At 47.5% G+C, this 19,819-nt stretch carries 18 protein-coding genes; 9 read left to right on the forward strand and 9 right to left on the reverse strand.

Features of this window, described 5'->3' with window-relative positions; translation table 11 throughout:
* The first annotated feature begins 51 nt into the window (after window positions 1–51).
* The 3 genes from H8705_RS12190 (at window position 52) to glgA (ending at window position 3,926) form a co-directional block, all read left to right on the forward strand.
* On the forward strand, window positions 52–1,263 hold the full coding sequence (locus H8705_RS12190) for a glucose-1-phosphate adenylyltransferase (RefSeq protein ID WP_262396065.1): 1,212 nt from the start codon (window positions 52–54) through the stop codon (window positions 1,261–1,263).
* Between the two features lie 6 nt (window positions 1,264–1,269).
* Window positions 1,270–2,397: a glucose-1-phosphate adenylyltransferase subunit GlgD gene (gene glgD, locus H8705_RS12195; RefSeq protein WP_262396066.1), complete on the forward strand. Its 1,128-nt coding sequence runs from the start codon at window positions 1,270–1,272 to the stop codon at window positions 2,395–2,397.
* Window positions 2,398–2,498: 101 nt separating this feature from the next.
* Entirely contained in the window at window positions 2,499–3,926 is a 1,428-nt protein-coding gene (glgA, locus tag H8705_RS12200; protein WP_262396067.1) for a glycogen synthase GlgA, read from the forward strand.
* 34 nt (window positions 3,927–3,960) lie between these two features.
* On the opposite strand, the gene prmC is transcribed toward glgA, so the two are convergent.
* The 6 genes from prmC to H8705_RS12230 all read right to left on the reverse strand — a co-directional run bounded on the left by prmC (window position 3,961) and on the right by H8705_RS12230 (window position 10,312).
* Window positions 3,961–4,800, reverse strand: coding sequence for a peptide chain release factor N(5)-glutamine methyltransferase (gene prmC, locus H8705_RS12205; RefSeq protein ID WP_262396068.1), 840 nt, complete (start codon window positions 4,798–4,800; stop codon window positions 3,961–3,963).
* Window positions 4,801–4,803: 3 nt separating this feature from the next.
* The gene (locus tag H8705_RS12210) at window positions 4,804–5,745 is read right to left on the reverse strand and encodes a DUF1385 domain-containing protein (RefSeq protein WP_316248659.1); all 942 of its coding nucleotides are present in this window, start codon (window positions 5,743–5,745) and stop codon (window positions 4,804–4,806) included.
* Window positions 5,746–5,835: 90 nt separating this feature from the next.
* Window positions 5,836–7,266 carry a sensor histidine kinase gene (locus H8705_RS12215; protein WP_262396070.1) on the reverse strand — a complete coding sequence of 477 codons (1,431 nt, stop codon included), beginning with the start codon at window positions 7,264–7,266 and terminating at the stop codon, window positions 5,836–5,838.
* A gap of 15 nt (window positions 7,267–7,281) precedes the next feature.
* On the reverse strand, window positions 7,282–7,983 hold the full coding sequence (locus H8705_RS12220) for a response regulator transcription factor (protein ID WP_262396071.1): 702 nt from the start codon (window positions 7,981–7,983) through the stop codon (window positions 7,282–7,284).
* Between the two features lie 17 nt (window positions 7,984–8,000).
* Window positions 8,001–9,386 (reverse strand): hypothetical protein, encoded by a 1,386-nt coding sequence (locus H8705_RS12225; RefSeq protein ID WP_262396072.1) that lies wholly within the window; start codon window positions 9,384–9,386, stop codon window positions 8,001–8,003.
* 212 nt (window positions 9,387–9,598) lie between these two features.
* The gene (locus H8705_RS12230; protein WP_262396073.1) at window positions 9,599–10,312 is read right to left on the reverse strand and encodes a helix-turn-helix domain-containing protein; all 714 of its coding nucleotides are present in this window, start codon (window positions 10,310–10,312) and stop codon (window positions 9,599–9,601) included.
* A 251-nt stretch (window positions 10,313–10,563) separates the two neighbouring features.
* On the opposite strand from H8705_RS12230, the gene H8705_RS12235 reads away from it, so the two are divergent.
* The 3 genes from H8705_RS12235 to H8705_RS12245 all read left to right on the forward strand — a co-directional run bounded on the left by H8705_RS12235 (window position 10,564) and on the right by H8705_RS12245 (window position 13,376).
* Window positions 10,564–11,229, forward strand: coding sequence for a histidine phosphatase family protein (locus H8705_RS12235; RefSeq protein WP_262396074.1), 666 nt, complete (start codon window positions 10,564–10,566; stop codon window positions 11,227–11,229).
* A gap of 68 nt (window positions 11,230–11,297) precedes the next feature.
* Complete coding sequence (leuB, locus tag H8705_RS12240) at window positions 11,298–12,377, forward strand: 3-isopropylmalate dehydrogenase (RefSeq protein ID WP_262396075.1); 1,080 nt, start codon at window positions 11,298–11,300, stop codon at window positions 12,375–12,377.
* Window positions 12,378–12,428: 51 nt separating this feature from the next.
* Entirely contained in the window at window positions 12,429–13,376 is a 948-nt protein-coding gene (locus H8705_RS12245; RefSeq protein WP_262396076.1) for a DUF975 family protein, read from the forward strand.
* A 79-nt stretch (window positions 13,377–13,455) separates the two neighbouring features.
* On the opposite strand, the gene H8705_RS12250 is transcribed toward H8705_RS12245, so the two are convergent.
* Window positions 13,456–13,704, reverse strand: a complete 249-nt coding sequence (locus H8705_RS12250; RefSeq protein ID WP_262396077.1) for an AbrB/MazE/SpoVT family DNA-binding domain-containing protein — start codon at window positions 13,702–13,704, stop codon at window positions 13,456–13,458.
* Window positions 13,705–13,866: 162 nt separating this feature from the next.
* On the opposite strand from H8705_RS12250, the gene H8705_RS12255 reads away from it, so the two are divergent.
* Together H8705_RS12255 and H8705_RS12260 are read left to right on the forward strand one after the other, a co-directional pair.
* Complete coding sequence (locus H8705_RS12255; RefSeq protein ID WP_262396112.1) at window positions 13,867–14,451, forward strand: nucleoside recognition domain-containing protein; 585 nt, start codon at window positions 13,867–13,869, stop codon at window positions 14,449–14,451.
* Window positions 14,448–14,972: a spore maturation protein gene (locus H8705_RS12260; RefSeq protein ID WP_262396078.1), complete on the forward strand. Its 525-nt coding sequence runs from the start codon at window positions 14,448–14,450 to the stop codon at window positions 14,970–14,972. The genes H8705_RS12255 and H8705_RS12260 overlap by 4 nt, the downstream gene beginning before the upstream one ends.
* A 38-nt stretch (window positions 14,973–15,010) precedes the next feature.
* Here H8705_RS12260 and trpS read toward each other — a convergent pair whose 3' ends face one another.
* Both trpS and H8705_RS12270 read right to left on the reverse strand, forming a co-directional pair.
* Window positions 15,011–16,021: a tryptophan--tRNA ligase gene (trpS, locus tag H8705_RS12265; RefSeq protein ID WP_262396079.1), complete on the reverse strand. Its 1,011-nt coding sequence runs from the start codon at window positions 16,019–16,021 to the stop codon at window positions 15,011–15,013.
* 14 nt (window positions 16,022–16,035) lie between these two features.
* Complete coding sequence (locus H8705_RS12270; protein ID WP_262396080.1) at window positions 16,036–17,223, reverse strand: aminotransferase-like domain-containing protein; 1,188 nt, start codon at window positions 17,221–17,223, stop codon at window positions 16,036–16,038.
* Between the two features lie 258 nt (window positions 17,224–17,481).
* On the opposite strand from H8705_RS12270, the gene H8705_RS12275 reads away from it, so the two are divergent.
* Window positions 17,482–19,803 (forward strand): SpoIIE family protein phosphatase, encoded by a 2,322-nt coding sequence (locus H8705_RS12275; RefSeq protein WP_262396081.1) that lies wholly within the window; start codon window positions 17,482–17,484, stop codon window positions 19,801–19,803.
* Window positions 19,804–19,819 lie beyond the last annotated feature (16 nt).

Raw genomic sequence — 19,819 nt, forward strand, 5'->3', positions numbered from 1 at the left:
CCAAGAGAATTTGGTAGAGAATGGAAAGTTTGATATAAAGGGGGACCAACCATGTTTCGCAAGAAGGAATGGATAGCAATGCTGCTGGCCGGGGGGCAGGGCAGCAGGCTGTACACCCTGACGCAAAACCTAGCTAAACCGGCGGTGCCGTTTGGCGGAAAATACAGGATTATCGATTTCCCGTTGTCCAACTGTGTCAACTCAGGGATCGATACGGTAGGAGTGCTTACCCAGTATCAGCCTTTGGTGCTCAATGAGTACATAGGCAACGGGCAGCCCTGGGATTTGGACCGCAATGACGGAGGAGTATTTGTGCTTCCGCCATATCAGAAGAGTTCTGGTTCCGACTGGTACACCGGCACGGCCAACGCCATCTATCAGAACATCAATTTTATTCAGCGGTACGACCCGGAATACGTCCTTATCTTATCTGGGGACCATATCTATAAAATGGATTATGAGAAGATGCTCGCGTATCACAAAGAAAAAGAGGCGGACTGCACTATCGCCGTATTCCAGGTTCCTATGGAGGAAGCGCCTAGATTCGGTATTATGAATACCTATCCGGACGGCACTATTTTTGAATTTGAGGAAAAGCCGCCCAAGCCTAAGAGCAACCTGGCTTCTATGGGAATATATATTTTCACCTGGAAAAAACTGAAAAAGTATCTGGAAAACGACGCCAACGATCCGATCTCCTCCAAAGATTTCGGAAAGGATATTATTCCTGCTATGCTGGGGGACGGGCAGAAATTAGCCGCCTATCCCTTTGAAGGTTACTGGAAAGACGTAGGAACGATTGACAGTCTGTGGGAAGCAAATATGGACTTGCTGGACCCGAATGTTCCTTTGGATTTATATGATGACTCTTGGAAGATTTACGCCAGAAATCCGGTGATGCCGCCCCATTATATCGCGCCGGGGGCTACTGTACAGAATTCTATGGTAACCGAGGGATGTTATATTGCCGGGCATATTGATTTTTCCATCGTGTTCTCCGGGGTTACTATTGAAGAAGGGGCGATCGTCCGGGATTCGATTGTCATGCCGGGTGCGGTGATCAGATCCGGCGCTTTGGTAGAATATGCAATTATCGCGGAAAACGCTGTGATTGGTGAAAATGCGGTTGTGGGGCAACGTCCGGAAAATGCACAGGACAAATCCGCCTGGGGGGTGGCGGTCATTGGAAACGCCGTCACTATTGGCGCAGGGGCTGTCGTGCCTGCAAAAGCTATGATTGATAAAGATGTGGAGGGGGTGTAAGCTGCTATGAGAGAAAATAAGGCGTTAGGAATTTTATTTTCCAATATGCATGACAGTATTTTAGGGGAGCTTACAGAACTTCGTACCACCGGATCTGTACCTTATGGCGGCAGATATCGTCTGATCGATTTTGCTCTGTCCAGTATGGTAAACTCCGATATTATGGATATTGGTATTATCACCAAAAGCAACTATCAATCCCTGATGGACCATGTGGGCGCAGGGCGGGCATACGATCTGGCACGAAAACGGGGCGGGCTTCGGATATTGCCGCCTTTCGCTTCCACCAACGCCTCCGGGATCTACCGCGGCAGACTGGAGGCGCTGACCAACGCTACGGAATTTATCCGGCGCAACGACGCAAAATATGTAGTGTTGGGAGACTGTGACTTGATCGCCAATATCGATTTGCGTCAGGTAATTAACCAGCATATTCATACCGGAGCGTACGCTACCTTAGTGTATAAAAAAGAAGAAGTGTTTCCGGAAGATATCCGTGACACCATTGTACTTGGGATAGAGGAACAGACGGATAATATCATCGATATCCGCCATCATCCGGACGTCAAGGGAGAACAGAATGTCTTTTTGAATCTTGCTGTCTTTGAAAAGAACGTGCTGGAAAAGATTATTTCCGACGGCAAAAGCCATGGCCATTATTCTATGATGCGCAGCGTGCTTCAGCCGGGAATAGGGAAGCTTAATCTGAAAGGATATGAGTTTACCGGCTACTCCCACAAAATTTCCAGTATGAAGTCTTATTTCGCCGCCAACATGGAACTGCTGGATTTGGAAGTCAGAACCGCTCTGTTCCCGAAAAATAAGCCGATTTATACCAAAGTCAGGGATCAGGTGCCGGTAAAATATGGGTTAAACGCTCAGGTAAGCAATTCCCTGATCGCCGATGGATGCGTAATTCATGGAAAAGTGGAAAATTGCGTTGTATTCCGCGGAGCGAAAGTCGGCCGGGGAGCTACAATTAAAAATTGTATTGTTATGCAGAATACTATTATCGGCGATAACGCCTATTTGGAATATGTTATTACAGACAAAGATGTATTAATCAGCGATTCCCGGACTTTGGTGGGATACGAAACCTACCCTACTTATATCACCAAGGGCAGCAGAGTGTAAAATGCAAACGCCCGCCGCCTGTGAAAATTGTTTTTCAAGCGGTGGGCGTTTATTCATTCTCACAAGAGTCTGCCACAGCAGGAAATAATGGAGGTACACCAGTGAAAATTTTATTTGTAGCATCAGAAGCCAACCCTTTTATCGCTACCGGAGGCTTAGCGGATGTAGCGGGTTCTTTGCCCCGGGCAGTCCGCAATTACCATCAGGCGTGCAGAGTGGTAATACCGCTTTACAGCACCATCGATCCTGAACTGCGCTCCAAGATGAAATTTGTATGTAACTTTGTGGTTCCTTTGAGCTGGCGCAACCAGTATTGCGGGGTTTTTGAAGCCAACCACAATGGGGTGATCTATTACTTTATTGACAATGAGTATTACTTCAAACGGGATAAAGGCATTTATGGGTACTATGATGACGCGGAACGGTTCGCATTTTTCTCCAAGGCAGTATTGGAAATGCTTCAGTATATTGATTTTACCCCAGATGTGCTTCATTGTAACGATTGGCAGTCCGCGATGGTGCCGGTTTATTTAAATTTGTTCTACCGGGACATTGAAAAATATAAAAATATCCGCACGGTCTTTACTATCCATAATATTCAGTATCAGGGAAAATATGGGATGGAAATTGCCTCAGATGTATTGGGACTTCCTTATTATGCTGCGCCTACCGTCATGTATGACGGCTGTTTAAACATGATGAAAGGTGCGGTTGAAATGGCGGATTATGTGACTACCGTCAGCCCCACCTATGCCAAGGAGATTACAGATCCGTGGTATTCCCATGGACTGGACCGGCTGCTGCGGGCAAACCAGCATAAGCTGGTGGGCATTCTCAACGGAATTGACACCGCAAGTTACAATCCGAAAACGGATCCGGCTTTGTTTGTTAATTATGACGCCGCCTCCTTGGAGAAAAAAGCAGAGGGGAAGGTAGCGCTGCAGGAATATATGGGACTTGCCAAGAACAAGGATGTACTGCTGTTGAGCATTGTCACCCGGTTTGTTTCTCATAAAGGGATCGATCTGATCCAATATATTTTTGACGAGCTGATGCGTCGGGAAATTCAGGTAGTGGCATTGGGGTCGGGAGATTATATTTTTGAAAGCTTCTTTGAGGAGATGCAGAGAAAATATCCAGGACGTATGGCGGTAAAGATTGGATTTATCCCCGACTTAGCGCGCAAAATTTATGCAGGCTCGGATGTATTCCTGATGCCCTCAAAAAGCGAGCCCTGCGGGCTGGCCCAGATGGTGGCTTTGCGCTATGGCACTCTGCCTATTGTCCGGGAAACCGGCGGGTTGAAGGATTCTATTATCGATATGGGGGCAGAGGGCGGAAACGGCTTTACCTTTAAAACCTATAACGCCCACGATATGCTGGGCGCCATTGACCGCGCAGGCGGACTGTATTATAACCGGGAGCTTTGGCCTGGGGTGGTGGAACACGCTATGGCATGCGATTTTACCTGGGGGCGTTCCGCGGTACAGTATATTGACCTGTATAAAAATATCACCGGAAATCAATAAAATAATAAAAGCGGCAGTGCTTCTGCCGCTTTTATTATTCTTTTTTTCCGATAGTTACCCGCTCTATTCCTGCCAGATCGGGGATGGACTTAATTTGTACATACCCATTTTCTTTCAGCAACCGCCGCACCGAAGGCGCCTGCTGATATCCTGCTTCCAAGGCCAGCCAGCCGCCTGGTTTGAGGTAAGGATAATAAAGCGCCGGCAGACTGCGGTAAAAAGTAAGGCCGTCCTCTCCGCCGCATAGGGCTGATGCAGGCTCTTGTTTTACCTGCAGCGGCAAAGAAGCCATCTCATGTGCTGAGATATAAGGAGGATTGGATACAATCAAGTCTGCGGAAGGCAGCGGCGGCGGAGACAGAACATCTGCGAGAAGAGGGGAGAGGTTGGAACAGCCGCTGCGCCGGATGTTCTTTTCAAGATAAGCATACGCCTGCTCATACAGCTCCAGGGCATAGACCATAGCGTCCCGGCGATTATGGGCCAGAGAAACCGCCACGCATCCGCTGCCGCTGCACAGATCATAAATTGTCGGTCCGGTTATCCCCTGTATCAGTTTTAATCCGGTTTCCACTAAAATTTCCGTGTCCGGCTGTGGAATCAGCACGCCAGGTCCTACATAGAAAGGAAGGCCGAAAAATTCCCACTCTCCCAGTAAATACTGAAGGGGTTCGCCGTCTAAATACCGGCGGCATAAGGAGAAAAATAATTCGCAGTCCTGCTTTAAGGCGGGTCCGTCCTCTGGGGATAAGCGCCGCCGGTCCCTGTGGAACACTTTCTCAAAAAGACAGGAAATATCAAACACACAGGTATCAGCCTGTGTGTTTGTTTTTACCAAAGTTATTCCCTTTTGATACGCTTGAAGAAAGGTCATAGCTCACCATTTATCCTCATCTTGGTTTTCAGGAATACAGGGAAGCAGCGCAGCGATCGCCACTTCCAGCTGGCTGTCGTCCGGCTCAAAGGTAGTCAGGTTCTGCAGCCACAGTCCCGGCGCAGAAATCGCCCTGGTAAACGGATTGCGATAGCGTCCCGCCCAGCGGATAATTTCATAGGAGATACCGATCACCACCGGCAGCAGTAAAATTTTTAACGCCACCCGCATGGCCACGCTTTCCCAAGTAACCACGGAGAATACGATAATAGAAACGATCAATACAATTAACAGGAAACTGGTACCGCATCTGGGGTGGAAACGGGTGTATTTCCGGGCGTTTTCCGGGGTAAGCTCCTCTCCCGCCTCATAACAGGCGATGGTCTTATGCTCCGCCCCGTGGTAGGCAAAGACCCGTTGGATATCCTTCATCCGGGTAACCGCATAAAGATAAGTGATAAATATGGCAATCTTTAAAACGCCTTCGATCAGGGTAAGCACCCACGGAATGGTAACAACGCCGCTGAGCAGCTTCACTACAAAAGCGGGTAAAATCATAAACAGCCCGATTACAATAACTAAGGATAAAACGGTTACAATTGCGTTAAACAGATAGGTTACCTTATCTCCCAGATGATCATTGAGCCACTTTTCAAACTTACTTTCTTCTTCCTCGTCCGCCATCCCGGAAAGATCGGCGGAGCGCATCAGACACTTATAGCCGGTTGCCAGGGTGGAGATCATGGTGAAGATACCGCGCACTATGGGAACTTTACTATACCATTTAGGAGCGCCGGTATCCCAGACTTCCGTTTCAATCTCACCGTCGGATTTTCGCACAGCCATAGCGCTGCAGCGGGGGCCCTTCATCATGATTCCCTCGATCAATGCCTGTCCGCCGATGGTTGTCATTTTTTTGCAACTATTTTCTGACAAACTTTTCACCCAGCTTTTTCTCAAATTATTGAAATGCACACTCTGAGAGTGTGCTGTTTTACACAACAAAACTATTATACTATCCTAATTATGAATAAATCAACCTTTCATTAAAGGAAGTAAAATAGTCACTCTGGTGCCTACATTTTCCTTGGAGGTAATCTCCAAGGCCCCGCCATGCATGGAAACGATCTCATCCGCGACTGCGAGCCCGATCCCAGAACCCCGGCGGGTAGAATTTGCCTTGAAAAACTTGTCTTTTACCTTCGGCAGATCTTCCGCTTTGATACCGCAGCCGGTATCCGCCACATTGATACAGATGTATTCTTCTGTCACCGCCCCCTGTATGGTAACGGTGTCTCCTCGGTCGGAATATTTCAGGGCGTTATCAATCACATTGATAAATACCTGCCGCAGCCGATTGCGATCCCCAAAGAACGGAGCAATCGTATCCGGCTCGTCATACACCAGCCGCTTGCCCTCGTGTTTAGCCCGCTCTTCGAACATGAGCACCGCGTCGGACAACTCGGCGATCACATCCATTTTTGTTTTATTCAGCTGCATCCGCCCACTTTGCAGACGGCTGAAATCCAAAAGCTCCTCCACCATCTGGCTGAGCCGCTCGGTCTCTCCAAGAATAACTTTCATCCCTTTGTGCACCATTTCAGCGTCCGGAGGGGTAGAAGGATCATCCAAAGTTTCCCCCCAGCCTTTAATGGCGGTCAGCGGAGTACGCAGCTCATGGGAAACAGAGGAGATAAAGTCATTTTTCATTTTTTCGTTGGTGGAAAGCTCTTCCGCCATGTAATTGATAATATCACACAGCTCCCCGATCTCGTCATCGTTTTTCTTCTGCAGGCGGGCGTTAAAATCTCCCTGGGCAATTTTACGGGCGGTTTTCCCTACCTCGCCTACAGGATTTACAATAGAATTAATAAAATAGGAGCTGGAAAAAATAACAAAGAAAATAATCGCCATGCCCACAAGGGTAACCACTAAAATCAGCATTACAATTTGAGCGTCCACCCGATCCAGGGAAACGGCGAAACGCATAGCCGCCAGACTTCGGTCCACTACAGGAGACACCACCGTAATCGCCATGACATTTTCTCCATTGACCGTGCCGATATACTCCCCAACGCCGTCATTGCTTTGCAGGGCTTTGGCAAAGTCGGGCATATAGGTATCCGAATTTGGTTCAAAACCGCTGGAGGTGAAGGTAACCTTACCGTCCGGGTCCACCGCCATCAGCTCCATCTTATCCCGCTTTTCAAAATTTTCCACCAAGCTTCGCACCTGGGCGGGGAAATTAGAAGAACTGTCTTCTGAATAGCCGGTAAGGAGCGTTTTTACCACATTGGCCTGGGCCATAATGGTAGAACGCACGCTGTTATAATAAAACGTCCGAATACCCAGAGAAAAGGCGATTTCCAAAGCGATCAGGATCACCAGAATAACGCCCAGGTTATTAAACAGCCAGCGTTTGGTAATTTTCTTTACCGCCGTGGGAACCACCTCCGTTTTCTGCAATATAGTTTAGAAATTTTAGTCCTCTTTATTCCACTTATATCCAAATCCCCAAACGGTCAGCAGATATTTGGGGTTGGACGGTTCGTCCTCAATCTTCATGCGCAGCCGCCGAATATTGACATCCACAATCTTAATGTCCCCGAAATAATTGTCTCCCCACACCTTGTCTAAAATGTCCTGCCGTTCCAACGCGGTATTAGGATTTAAAAAGAAAAACTCCATAATCTGATATTCTACCTGGGTAAGATCGATGGGAACGTCGTTTTTCGTCAGGGTACGGCTTTTCTGATTGAGCACAAATGGACCGGATTTTAATTCTGCCCCCGAGGAGGCTTTTTCCGCCGCCATAGTAACCCGGCGGTGGATTGCGTCCACTCGGGCGACCAGTTCAGAAGGGGAAAAAGGTTTGGTAACATAGTCGTCCGCCCCCAGCATCAGACCGCTGACCTTATCCATCTCCTGGCTTTTGGCTGAAAGCATGATAATGCCGATGGAACTGCTGCGCTTGCGAATCTCCTTACAAACAGCAAAACCATCCATCCCCGGCATCATAATATCCAGCAACGCTACATCAAAGTCCCCGTTATTTTTATCGAATACCTCCAGGGCGGTTTCCCCATCTGGGACATCTACCACATCATATCCTGCCCTTTTCAAATTGATTACGACGAAATCTCGGATAACGTCCTCATCCTCTACTACCAGAATACGTTTCATTACACTACCGCCTTTCGTTATATAAGCTCAAACATAGATTTCAGCTCAACTGCGCTAATTTTTAAATCGCTGGTGACATTTTCCGGAATATAACCATAATAGGTAAATAAACCCTTGACGTCCAGTTCAATATAATTTTCCAGGAATTTGTCCTGGTAATCATTTTGGGAGACCACCCGAATCCGGGCTAACTCCTCCGAAATATCGTTAAGACTATGTTTTAATTCGTTGTTATAACGGATAAATCGCCATTCTCCGTTCTCCACCTGATTGACGACGGTTACGTTGTCAATCCAGTTTTCCGGAAAACGGATCATATAACCTGCCGTGCGGTTAATTACCGCGGAAAATACACGAGCAAAGCTCTCGTCTTTCAAATGGGAATATTGGGTGAGGTATAACTTGTCCGCCTCGGCGAGCTCTTCATCTTCATAGCCCGGAAGGGAGCGGCTGATGGGAATTTCAACCACGGAATCGTTGTTGATATCCGTACAGAACACTTGTTCCGAGCGTATCGTCTGCTCATAGAGGGAAAGGGTTGGCTTGAGCTCCTCCGAGGGCTGCTCTTCCTCCAAATCCAGCTCCGCCATTTCCCAGCTGATCAGAGGGATGAGGCCGTTGGAGGTGATAGTGAATACCTCTGTCGCATAAGAAGAACCAGAAATCAATTCGTCGATAAAAAGCGCTTTCTGCCCGGAATCTGAGCGAAACCGGCCGGTAATCAGGTGAGAAAACTCCACGATTGCATCCGAAAGGGAGATCTCCGAAACCACATCCACCTCATAGCCGTTAAAGCTGATCTGCAATAAGGAAGCAGAACGGGAATTACCGCTCTTATGGACGATAAATATATCATCTCGGCCGTCCCGGTCCAGATCATCCAGGATATATTCACTGTAAGTTTCCGAGTGCTGCAGAGTTAGGGTGTTATCCACCATAGAATAGACGCAGAGCTCTTTTTCCTCTTGATCCGGAGAACTCCAGCCGATAATCACATCGTCCGCAGGATTGTCTGTGATATTGGCAAAAGAGATAAACTCTACATCCTCGCTGGCCCCCGGCAGTTCGTACACCGCCACCCACTGACCTTCTTTCTGGTCCAAAAGGGAGACGCGGGTATAATCAGAGGATTCCACAGAATAAAAAGCGATGGCCTCCTGTTCATCGTCCCCGTCGATATCATGGAATACAAAAGAAGAACGGTAATCGCCGGTTTTCGGATATTTCAGCCGGATCGTGCTGGAGATAACCGATTGCTTTAGCGCATTGTTGATCGCCGTCTGCTCCGCCGTCAATTTGGGCGGATCCATCAAATCCTCAGTGACTACGGAAAAACCGGTACAGGAAGATAAGGTGACAGCCGCCCACAAAGCTGCCGCTGCCAGAAGAAGTTTCCGAAACATCAGCCCGTCCTCCTTTCCTGAAATTTTCCATAAAGGGACGGTCAAAATAAATAATTACAGGTATACTTATAGTATAGCAAAAACCCCGTTCTGTCAACGATTCCGATGATTGGCCAAAGTAAAAAAACCGGAGAAAGGCATTCTTTCTCCGGTTTGCATATTTAACAATAACAATTGAATTTTCATGTTAAATCTGCTACAATATCCCTATGTCATTTTCCCCTTCCAACTTTTGCCGGAAAAGAGATACGAGATTCGGAATTTTGGATCAGATTGAGCAGGGAAGAAGCGAACAAAGGATATTCCTCTGATAACATTTCGGTGGTTACCGATAGTTTGTCTATGTTGACAATCGCGTCCAGATCATGCACTGGTTCCCCCATGGCGATAGAGGCGGCGTTTGCAGCACAGATTTGCATGGCCGCGTCAGAATACTGTTGGGAAACCCCCTCGGGAATCGTAAACATGGCGGACTGGTTCTTCGAGTTAGCGGAATACACCAGACGGAACATCCGGTAAACCGCCAGCATCAGAAAGGAAGAAACCTCCCCTACCAGAGACTTGCAGCCGCTTTTAGCCAACAGGTCGTAAAGTATATTTAACGAATTAGCGATCAATTTCTTATTAAGAACCGGCAGAACTCCCGACTTAAAGACATTTTCCTTTCCCATAGTATCCGGTTCTGGAATGTCCTCTACTGTCAGTTTGGAGCCGGTACGATCGGGGGAGCGCCCCAGCATATAATCGCAGGAAACTCCATAGAAATCAGCGCAGCGAATTAAAAAATCCAGCCCGCATTCACGGATTCCCTTTTCATAATGGGACAGCAAAGCCTGCGATATCCCCAGTTGAGATGCGGCGTGCTTTTGGCTGATGCCGCGTTCTTTGCGCAACAAAGTAAGGACTCGTGGAAAATCAGCATTCATATGTTAAAACCCCTCAAAAACCTTATTCTATCTTTATAAAGGATCCCCTGTTACCCGGGAATCCCAAGGTTCTTTACGTAGTGTAAATTATATAATAATAAAAACGTTTTGTAAAGAGAGAAGTTGGAATATTGCAAATCTTTGTCGAATTAATACACTCTGTAAATATAAGTTTGTTAAAATTTGCCTTTTATTTGCAACAAAATTTAGGCTTTTATCTACTTAATAAAATTAAAGGGATGTGAATTTATATGCGTACCTATCGGGTCCACTTTATCCGTCACGGTCTGACGAAAGGTAACCTGGAAGGCCGGTATATCGGAAGCACTGATCTTCCCTTGTGCCAGCAGGGGGTAGAACAACTGGAGGATTTGATCGCTTTGAAGGAGTATCCTTCTGTGGATAAAGTATACACCAGCCCTCTTGTACGCTGCCGGCAGACAGCGGATATTTTATTCCCTGACCGGGCGGTGGAAGTGGTGGACAACCTGCGGGAATATGACTTCGGAGAGTTTGAAAACCGAACGGTGGAAGAACTGGAAAAAGATCCCCGGTTTTGCCAGTGGGCGGCCGCGTCCATGCAGGCCAGCGCCCCGGGAGGGGAAAGCGGTATGGACCTTTTGAAGCGGTCGGTACAGGCGATGGCATATATTTTTGGGCAGATGATGGAAAATAACATCTACTCCGCTGCAGTAGTAACCCATGGAGGATTGATTATGACCCTGCTTGCCAATATGGGACTGCCCCAGAGGGAAATGATCTATTGGAACGCCCAGCCGGGCTGTGGTTATACCGCTCTTTTAACCGCTCAGATGTGGATGCGGGATCAAAAGTTTGAAGTGTACGGAACGATACCGGTGGGCGGCGACAATTATGACGTGGACTTTTCTTATGAAATGCCGCAGGAGGAACAATGACATCCTATTTGAAAAGTGCTATAATCAACGGGAAATATATTTATAATTGAAGTTAGGGTGATGAAAGAATGGAAAGAATGAAGATATGTGTGCTTAAAGGGGACGGAATCGGTCCGGAAATTGTCGATCAGGCGTTAAAGGTGCTCAAAGCCGTCTGCGATGCGAGCGGGATAAAATTGGAACTGGATTTTGCCCTGTTGGGCGGAATTGCCATAGATCAAACAGGGGAGCCTCTGCCCCAGCAGACCATCGACAAGTGCAAAGCGTCCGACGCGGTGCTGTTAGGAGCTGTAGGCGGAGAAAAGTGGGATCATCTGCCCGCCCGGCCGGAAAAGGGGCTTCTGGGCATTCGAAGCGCACTGGGGCTGTACGCAAACCTGCGGCCGGCGAAAATATTTCCAGCCCTCAAGACAGCCTCTCCTTTAAAGGACAGCGTTATCGGAGAAGGGGTGGACATCTTAGTGGTCCGGGAGCTGACCGGCGGGATTTATTTCGGGGAGCATAACCGAAAGACTGAAAATGGGATGGAAATCGGTTATGACGTGATGCAGTACAGCACGGCGGAAGTGGAAAGGATCGCTAAGACTGCTTTTGAACTGGCTAGAAAGCGAAATCATAAAGTGACCTCGGTAGATAAGGCAAACGTCCTGGAAGTCTCCCGTTTGTGGCGGGAGACGGTAATTCGTGTCCATGAAGAATACAGGGACGTGGAGTTAAACCATATGTATGTGGACAATGCCTCCATGCAGCTAGTAAGAAATCCGGCCCAGTTTGATGTAATTGTCACCGGCAACATGTTTGGGGATATCCTTTCAGACGAAGCATCCATGATCAGCGGTTCCATCGGTATGTTGGCCTCCGCCAGTCTGGGCGTTGGTTCTCTGGGGCTATACGAACCGATCCATGGAAGCGCTCCGGATATCGCCGGCAAGGGAATTGCCAATCCCTTGGCCACCGTTCTTTCTGTAGCGATGATGCTGCGGTATACTTTCAGCCTGGAAAAAGAAGCGGACGCAATCGAAAAGGCTGTTGAGCTGAGCTTAAATCATGCCCGCACCCCGGATATTAAATCAGAGGATTTGCCAGTGTACTGTACCGAACAGATGGGGGATTTTCTTGCCAAGACGGTAAGAGAACTGCTGGCCTAATGCGAAAAAGAACAAGCATAGAAAATAATGGTTTGAAGGAGGTAAAAAAATATGGGACTTTCTAAAACATTAAAAATGAATGCCAAACGCGCTTTGGCAGGAAATTGGGGAAAAGCGATCGGCATTATGCTGCTTGCTATGCTTCCTGGGATACTGCTCAATATTTTTGAGTTTGCCTTGCGGGCGGTATTGGGAATCTCAGAATACATGGATTATAACAATACTCCGAATATTCATATAGACGATATGGCCAGCGTGTATTCGGTTTCTTTGTTGGTCTCTTTTCTGATTCTGGCGCTTACCTTTGTGATCATCATTCCCTTATCACAAGGGGAGCTGCGCTGGTATTACCGGCGCACCGGTGGGGAAAACGACGGAGTTTCCAGCATATTCTATTACTTTGAAACTTTCAAACAGTACGGAAAAGCGTTTTGGCTCAATCTCTCCATCAGCCTGCGGGTGTTTGGATGGACCTTGCTTTTATGTCTGCCGCTGATTGTACTGGTAGGCTTTATGGGGATGTACAGCGCTCGTTACGACGGGGAGCTGCCTGCTCCAGTGGCTGGACTGGGGATAATCCTTTTGATTGTGTGGGGCATTGCCGTAGTTATTTTTTCTGTCGCTATCAGTCTGCGGTATTTTCTGGCGCCTTATATTCTGGCGGAAAATCCTCAGATGAAATCCCGCGAGGCGGTCAAACAGTCGGTTAAATATATGAAAGGCCACAAAGGGGATGTGTTTGTTTTTGGGCTCTCCTTTATCGGTTGGATACTGCTTTGTGTCTTTTTCATTCCGATGTTTTATGTAATCCCTTATATGAATGCTTCTCACGCCATGTACGCCAGGTACCTAATTCAGTTGGGCAATAATGCGTTTGGCGGAGGGGAAAGCACACGGGAATATAAGGTGGAGATCGACCGGTATATGGAAGATCAGGGAGGCTGGAAAACCCCTGCCCCTTCCCAGCAGCCACCGGAGCAGCAAGGACCGGAGCTATAAAAGGACAAATAAAAAAGACGCAGTTTCCGCGTCTTTTTTATTTGTCCTTTTATACCATCAAACCTGCAGATAATAAAAATTATTTGACTTGCGGCATCAACTGCTGGATACATTCCCTACAGATATTTTTGCCTTTAAAATTAACCACATTCGTAGCGCTATTACAAAAAATACAAGCAGGCTCATACTTTTTAAGAATGACTTGATTGCCATCCACATAGATTTCTAATGAGTCCTTTTCTCCAATATCCAAGGTGCGCCTTAACTCAATAGGCAGTACAATTCTCCCTAATTCGTCGACCTTCCGTACAATACCGGTCGATTTCATTTTTCTCCCCCCTTCAAAAAATTAACATTATATAACAATATATCCCAAATTAAAAAGAAAGTAAACACTTTGGAATAAATTGTAAATGTATTTATGTAATATTCATAAATTAATTAAAAAATACTGTTCAATATATATAAATAAAAGAGGTGTTTTATTTTGATGAATTTGTTATTTGCCTTAATTATTTTGTTTTCCTTATTGTTTGCTATAATTAACGGAAGGATGCCGCAGTTATCCGAGGCGGCGATGTCGGAAAGCGCAAACGCGGTTAGTCTGGTTCTCTCCCTTATGGGGATGATGTGCCTTTGGAGCGGGCTGATGAAGGTTGCCCAGCAGTCCCGGCTGACAGAAAAACTCAGCCTTCTGCTCTCGCCTATTACCAAGCGCTTATTTAAAGATTTAAATCCCAAAGGAAAGGCCATGGAAGCAATCTCTATGAATATTGTGGCCAATTTATTGGGACTGGGAAACGCTGCTACTCCTTTGGGAATTAAAGCTATGTGTGAAATGTCCAAGGAAACCAAGGCGGGTTCTGCCGCGAGCAACAGTATGGTAATGTTTGTGGTGCTTAACACCGCCGCTATTCAGCTGATCCCTACTACCACTGCTATGCTGCGTATGAATGAGGGGAGTACCGCGCCCTTAGATATTCTGCCGGCTGTATGGATCTGCTCTATTGCTTCCGTGACTGTAGGACTGATAATGGCTAGGTTCCTTTCCCGATTTTGGAGGGATAGACTATGATGAACATTGGAACATATGCGGTCCCGGTGATTGTATGCTTTATTTTGGTATATGGGTACCTTCATGGAGTACGGGTGTTTGACGTGTTTTTGGAGGGTGCGAAAGAAGGAATCCAAGTTTCTATGAGCATTTTGCCCGCCCTGATCGCTCTTGTGACGGCGGTAGGAATGTTTAAAGCCTCAGGTGGGCTGGATGTGCTCTCTTATGCGTTGGCGCCGGTGGCCAACCTGCTGGGAATACCTCAGGAGGTTATTCCGCTGGTGCTCTTGCGCCCCATATCCGGCAGCGGAGCAATGGTGATCTTTACAGATATTATTAAAACTTATGGTTCCGACAGTTTCATAGGGCGGGTGGCCAGCGTGATGCAAGGTTCCACAGAAACCACATTTTATACGGTAGCCTTATATTACGGGGCGGCAAAGATTAAAAATACCCGCCATACCATCCCGGCCGCCTTGTGCGGAGATCTGACAGGATTTGTGATGTCCGCGCTGCTGGTGAGGCTGATGTTTTTAAATTAACTACATATAAAAAAAGGGAGCTGATCAGCTCCCTTTTTTTATTTTGCTAAAAATCCAACCTTCTTATACACTTTATCCAACGTACGCTGGGAAAGAGCCTGCGCCTTCTCAGCGCCTTTGCGGTAACAATCCTCCAAATAGGCTTTTTCCTTCATATAAGCGTCAAACCTCTCCCGAACCGGACGCAGGGTTTCGGCCACAGCCTCTCCTACCGCCAATTTAAATTCGCCGTAACCTTTTCCGGCAAATTCGTCCTCAATAACCTGGAAGGTCTTTCCGGTGACGGCGCTGTAAATAGACATAAGGTTATTGATCCCATCTTTTCCTTCCCGATAAGCAACCTGTGTTTCTGAATCTGTAACAGCGCTTTTAAATTTCTTAATGATTGTTTCCGGCTTATCCAAAATGGCTACAAACGCTTTGGGGTTGTCGTCCGATTTGGACATTTTTTTGGTGGGATCCTGAAGAGACATTACCTTTGCCGCCAGTTTGGGGATATATCCGTCCGGCAGGGTAAACACATTCCCATACAGCCCATTAAACCGCTGGGCAATATCCCTGGCCAGCTCCAGATGCTGTTTCTGATCGATCCCCACAGGCACCAGATCCGCCTGGTACAACAGGATATCTGCCGCCATCAGCACCGGATAAGTAAACAGCCCGGCATTTACATTGTCCGCGTGGCGGGCGCTTTTATCCTTGAACTGGGTCATACGGCTCAGTTCCCCAAACTGGGTATAGCAGCTAAGAACCCATGAAAGCTCCGCATGGGCCTGCACATGGCTCTGGATAAAAGCGATAGACTTTTCCGGATCAATTCCGCAGGCCAGCAACAGGGCGTAAGCGGCCAGCGTATTCTCCCGCAGCGCTTTCGCATCCTGACGGATTGTAATAGCATGCAAGTTTACAATAGAATAGCAGCAGTGATACTCCTCCTGCAAGGCTACCCAATTTTTTACAGCCCCCAAATAGTTTCCCAAGGTCATAACCCCAGTGGGCTGAATACCGGAGAAAATAATCTTTTTACGTGCAGTTTGCTGGTTTTCCATAATAGAACCTCCCATTAATACAGCTCTTTGGTCAGCTTGCCAAGAATAGAGACCCCTTTAATTATGTTCTCATCCGTGGGGGTGGAGAAGTTCATTCGGAAAGAGCGGCAAGGGGTCGTCTCATCGGCTAAAAACGCCACGCCAGGCACCACAGCCACCTTTGCCTGCACCGCCCTCTGGCAGAAATCCAGCATATCGGCCCCTTCAGGCAGAGTACACCATAAGAACAGACCGCCTTCTGGATTGGTATGGGTGACTTTGGGGGAAAACTCCCGGTCTATACAGTCGATCATCAATTGACATTTTTTTCTGTAAATATCCGAAATTTTTTGGATATGGGCGGTGAGGTCACAGGTGGCCAAAAAGCGTTCACAGATCATCTGGGTCAAGATGGTAGTGTGAACATCGGCGCACTGTTTTCCTACGGTCATTTTAGCAATCAAAGGCTTGGGAGCCACCGCAAAAGCTACCCGGAGACCAGGGGCCAAAATTTTAGAAAAGCTGCCCACATAAACTACATGGCCGTTTTTATCCATGGATTTAATGGAAGGGACCGCCTCACCAGAAAAGCGAAGATCCCCATAAGGATTGTCCTCCATCACCATAACTCCATATTTTTCCGCCAGACGCAATATTTCCTGACGTTTTTTCAGGCTGGTGGTGATGCCAGAGGGATTTTGGAAATTAGGAATGGTGTATATTAGCTTGGTGTTGGGATGATTTTTTAAGGCGTACTCCAATTTGGCCACATCCATGCCATCCTCTTCCATAGGGATCCCTACCAACTTGGCGCCGTAGGAACGGAAGGCGTTAAGGCAGCCGATAAAAGAAGGATCCTCGCAGATAACAGTATCCCCTTCGTTTACCAAAGCTTTACAGGTTAAATCCGCACCCTGCTGGGCGCCGGTGATAATAATCAATTCGTTTTCCGCCATAGGAACGCCATAATGATTTTCCACCAGATCCCTGCAGGCGGCGCGCAGGGCGGGATACCCCTCGGTGATAGAATATTGCAGAGCGCCGATAGGGTCGGAGGCGAAAATATCCCTGGTGATTTGGGAGATTTTTTCAATGGGAAATGCATCGGGGGCGGGGTTTCCCGCCGCGAAAGGAATTACACCCGGATCGGAGGTAGCCTTTAAGATCTCTCGGATCAGCGATGGCTGCAGGGAAGAGATCCGGTTTGAAAACTTATATTCCATAAACAATAGCTCCTTTTACCGCCGCACAGCAGCGGTTAGAATGAAATGATGATATAAATAGCTTTAAATTACATTCTATCACATTGTTTTTCCAAATAAAAGTATCCCAAGAGACAAAAGATTGGTTTTTTATCGCCTGGAAGTGACAAATTATTCAGAATACAATATTTACAATATATTATACATTTAGTAAACCTATCAGTATATGTACTATAACATGGAATTATTCGCCCTACCAAGGCAGATTGGATGATTGATATGAACAAACAAGAAAGTACTCTTGGGCTTTCCGTGAGAGACCGGGCAAAACAATCCCTGCGTTCCCACCGGGCTCTAATAGAGTGTGCGGTCTATACGGTTACCGGATTTGTTTCCGCCAACGCTTTTGTGCTGGCGGACCTGGCACCCTTTGGAATTGCCTTTGCCGCCGCAGCGAAACCGCAGTTTTATCCGGCGGCGGTCATCGGTTCCATACTAGGATATGTTTTGTCCTTCAGTTCGTTGGGAAATGTAAAATATGTCCTGGCCTCCATGCTGCTGTTTGCTGTCCGCTGGGCGTTTTCCTCCGGGACTCTGATGAAAAATACTACCGTTGCTCCGCCGGTTCTTACTGCGGTTTCCTTAGGGATCCCTTCCTTGGCGATTGCTATTGCTACCGGCGGGGACGTTTATGCTGTGGTGCTGGTGGTTTCTGAAGTGCTGCTGGCCTGCTGCGCCTCTTATTTCTTTGCCAGGACGATACAAAGTATTGACCTGGGTTGGGAAAATCTGCAGCAAACGGATATTACTTCCATGATTATTACCTTTTGCATTACCATTATCGCGCTGATTAATCTGCAGGTTGCAGGCTTGTCGGTGGGACGGATTATCGCGGTAATTACGATTTTGCTTGCAGCGCAGGCGGCCAATGAAGCGGGAGGCGCCATCTCCGGCGTGGCCGGCGGAGTCGCCGCAGGAGTGATCGGCGCAAACAGTTTTCTTATGGGGACCTATGGGTTTGGCGGACTGTTGGCGGGGGTGTTCGCCCCCTTGGGAAAAATCGCCTCCGCTGTCGCTTTCATTGTAGTAAACACCTTCGCTCTTTTGGCCAGCCGCCAGACGATAAACAAAGGGATATTGCTGGAAATTTTCATAGCCTCGGCAGTTTCCATATTAATCCCTTCCGCTGTAATAAAAAAGATTACCCTGCGAAAAATTACCGGCAGCGCAGTGCAGGGAGAGACTTACAGGCAGATGATCCATACAAAAATGCAGGGGGTTTCCAGCGCTTTGCGCCAGGTAGCCACCACCACCCGAAAGGTCAATGAAAAATTGGATGGGATGCGAAGCGGGGATATCTCCTGTGTTTATACCGCCGTGGCAGATAAGATTTGCCGCAAATGCAAGCGCAACTGCATCTGCTGGCAGCAGATGTATACGGATACCTCCAATGTTTTTAACGACGCTTTAGTCGTAATGCGCCAAAACGGTACCCTTACCTTAGAAGATATTCCGGATTACTTTACCCGTCAATGTCTGCGCCTGGAAGAGATGATCCCTATGCTCAATCGGGCATTTGAGGAATATACCGCTCAAGAAGCTATGAAACGAAAGGTCGCGCAGGTCAGAGGTGTAGTGACCGATCAATTTGAGGGAATGGCGCTGATGATCGACAGCATGGGCAGCGATTTGGATGAATTGGTAACCCAGGACGATCAGACCGCCGCCCGGGTGAAGGAGTATTTACATTCCCTGGCGGTATACCCGGAAACCGTCAGCTGTACAGTGAATGATCGATGTAATATGACTTTGGAGTTTTCTATTCCTATTTATAAACTGTCTCGGATTGATCTGACAGATCTGACTGTACAGATATCGGATTTGTGCGGACGGGATTTTGATCTTCCTGCCAAACGTACTACAGAAAAAACAGCGGTGCTTACTTTTGTGGAAAAGGCAGTCTACACGGTGAAATGGGGGGCTACCCAACTGGGAAACTCCTGTTCCCGTCTGTGCGGCGACAGCTACACTTATGTACCGGGAAACAACGGCAGAATGAATATAATCCTTTCAGACGGAATGGGAAGCGGCGGTGCGGCGGCGGTGGATTCCGCCTTGACGTCGGAACTGCTCAAACAGCTCATTGAAGCGGGCGTCAGTCTGGACGCAGCTTTAAAGCTGGTAAACTCCGCTCTTCTTGTGAAAACTGGGGATGAATCCCTGGCAACCATCGATATTGCCGGCATCGACCTTTATACTGGACAGGTGGATTTCTATAAGGCGGGCGCGGCGCCTACCTTCCTGCGAAAGTCCGGAAAAGGAGGTTATGTGGAATCCAACTCTCTGCCGGTGGGAATTTTAGGAGGGGTAGCCTTCGAAAAAAATTCCGTCACTTTGAAGGAGGGAGATTTAATCGTCATGGTATCCGATGGAGCGGTGGCCTCGGGATATGATTGGATATTGTCCGATCTGGAGCATTATGAGGGGAAAGATCCTAAAATCCTCAGCGAAAAAATTGTTTGTGAAGCGCAGCGCCGCCGGTTGGACGGCCATGAGGATGATATTACCGCTATTGTAATCATGCTGGAAAAAGGAATTTAAAAAACCCGGACGCGTT

The organism is Youxingia wuxianensis, assembly GCF_014385085.1.
GTDB classification, from domain to species: Bacteria; Bacillota; Clostridia; order Oscillospirales; family Ruminococcaceae; genus Youxingia; species Youxingia wuxianensis.

What these genes read in the sequence shown, in the direction of transcription:
- H8705_RS12225 (WP_262396072.1), bottom strand. Translation starts at nt 9,386, where the DNA reads ATGTTTCGGAAACTTCTTCTGGCAGCGGCAGCTTTGTGGGCGGCTGTC.
- H8705_RS12270 (WP_262396080.1), bottom strand. Translation starts at nt 17,223, where the DNA reads ATGGAATATAAGTTTTCAAACCGGATCTCTTCCCTGCAGCCATCGCTG.
- H8705_RS12235 (WP_262396074.1), top strand. Translation starts at nt 10,564, where the DNA reads ATGCGTACCTATCGGGTCCACTTTATCCGTCACGGTCTGACGAAAGGT.
- leuB (WP_262396075.1), top strand. Translation starts at nt 11,298, where the DNA reads ATGGAAAGAATGAAGATATGTGTGCTTAAAGGGGACGGAATCGGTCCG.
- trpS (WP_262396079.1), bottom strand. Translation starts at nt 16,021, where the DNA reads ATGGAAAACCAGCAAACTGCACGTAAAAAGATTATTTTCTCCGGTATT.
- H8705_RS12250 (WP_262396077.1), bottom strand. Translation starts at nt 13,704, where the DNA reads ATGAAATCGACCGGTATTGTACGGAAGGTCGACGAATTAGGGAGAATT.
- glgD (WP_262396066.1), top strand. Translation starts at nt 1,270, where the DNA reads ATGAGAGAAAATAAGGCGTTAGGAATTTTATTTTCCAATATGCATGAC.
- prmC (WP_262396068.1), bottom strand. Translation starts at nt 4,800, where the DNA reads ATGACCTTTCTTCAAGCGTATCAAAAGGGAATAACTTTGGTAAAAACA.
- H8705_RS12190 (WP_262396065.1), top strand. Translation starts at nt 52, where the DNA reads ATGTTTCGCAAGAAGGAATGGATAGCAATGCTGCTGGCCGGGGGGCAG.
- H8705_RS12230 (WP_262396073.1), bottom strand. Translation starts at nt 10,312, where the DNA reads ATGAATGCTGATTTTCCACGAGTCCTTACTTTGTTGCGCAAAGAACGC.
- H8705_RS12255 (WP_262396112.1), top strand. Translation starts at nt 13,867, where the DNA reads ATGAATTTGTTATTTGCCTTAATTATTTTGTTTTCCTTATTGTTTGCT.
- H8705_RS12245 (WP_262396076.1), top strand. Translation starts at nt 12,429, where the DNA reads ATGGGACTTTCTAAAACATTAAAAATGAATGCCAAACGCGCTTTGGCA.
- H8705_RS12220 (WP_262396071.1), bottom strand. Translation starts at nt 7,983, where the DNA reads ATGAAACGTATTCTGGTAGTAGAGGATGAGGACGTTATCCGAGATTTC.
- H8705_RS12260 (WP_262396078.1), top strand. Translation starts at nt 14,448, where the DNA reads ATGATGAACATTGGAACATATGCGGTCCCGGTGATTGTATGCTTTATT.
- H8705_RS12275 (WP_262396081.1), top strand. Translation starts at nt 17,482, where the DNA reads ATGAACAAACAAGAAAGTACTCTTGGGCTTTCCGTGAGAGACCGGGCA.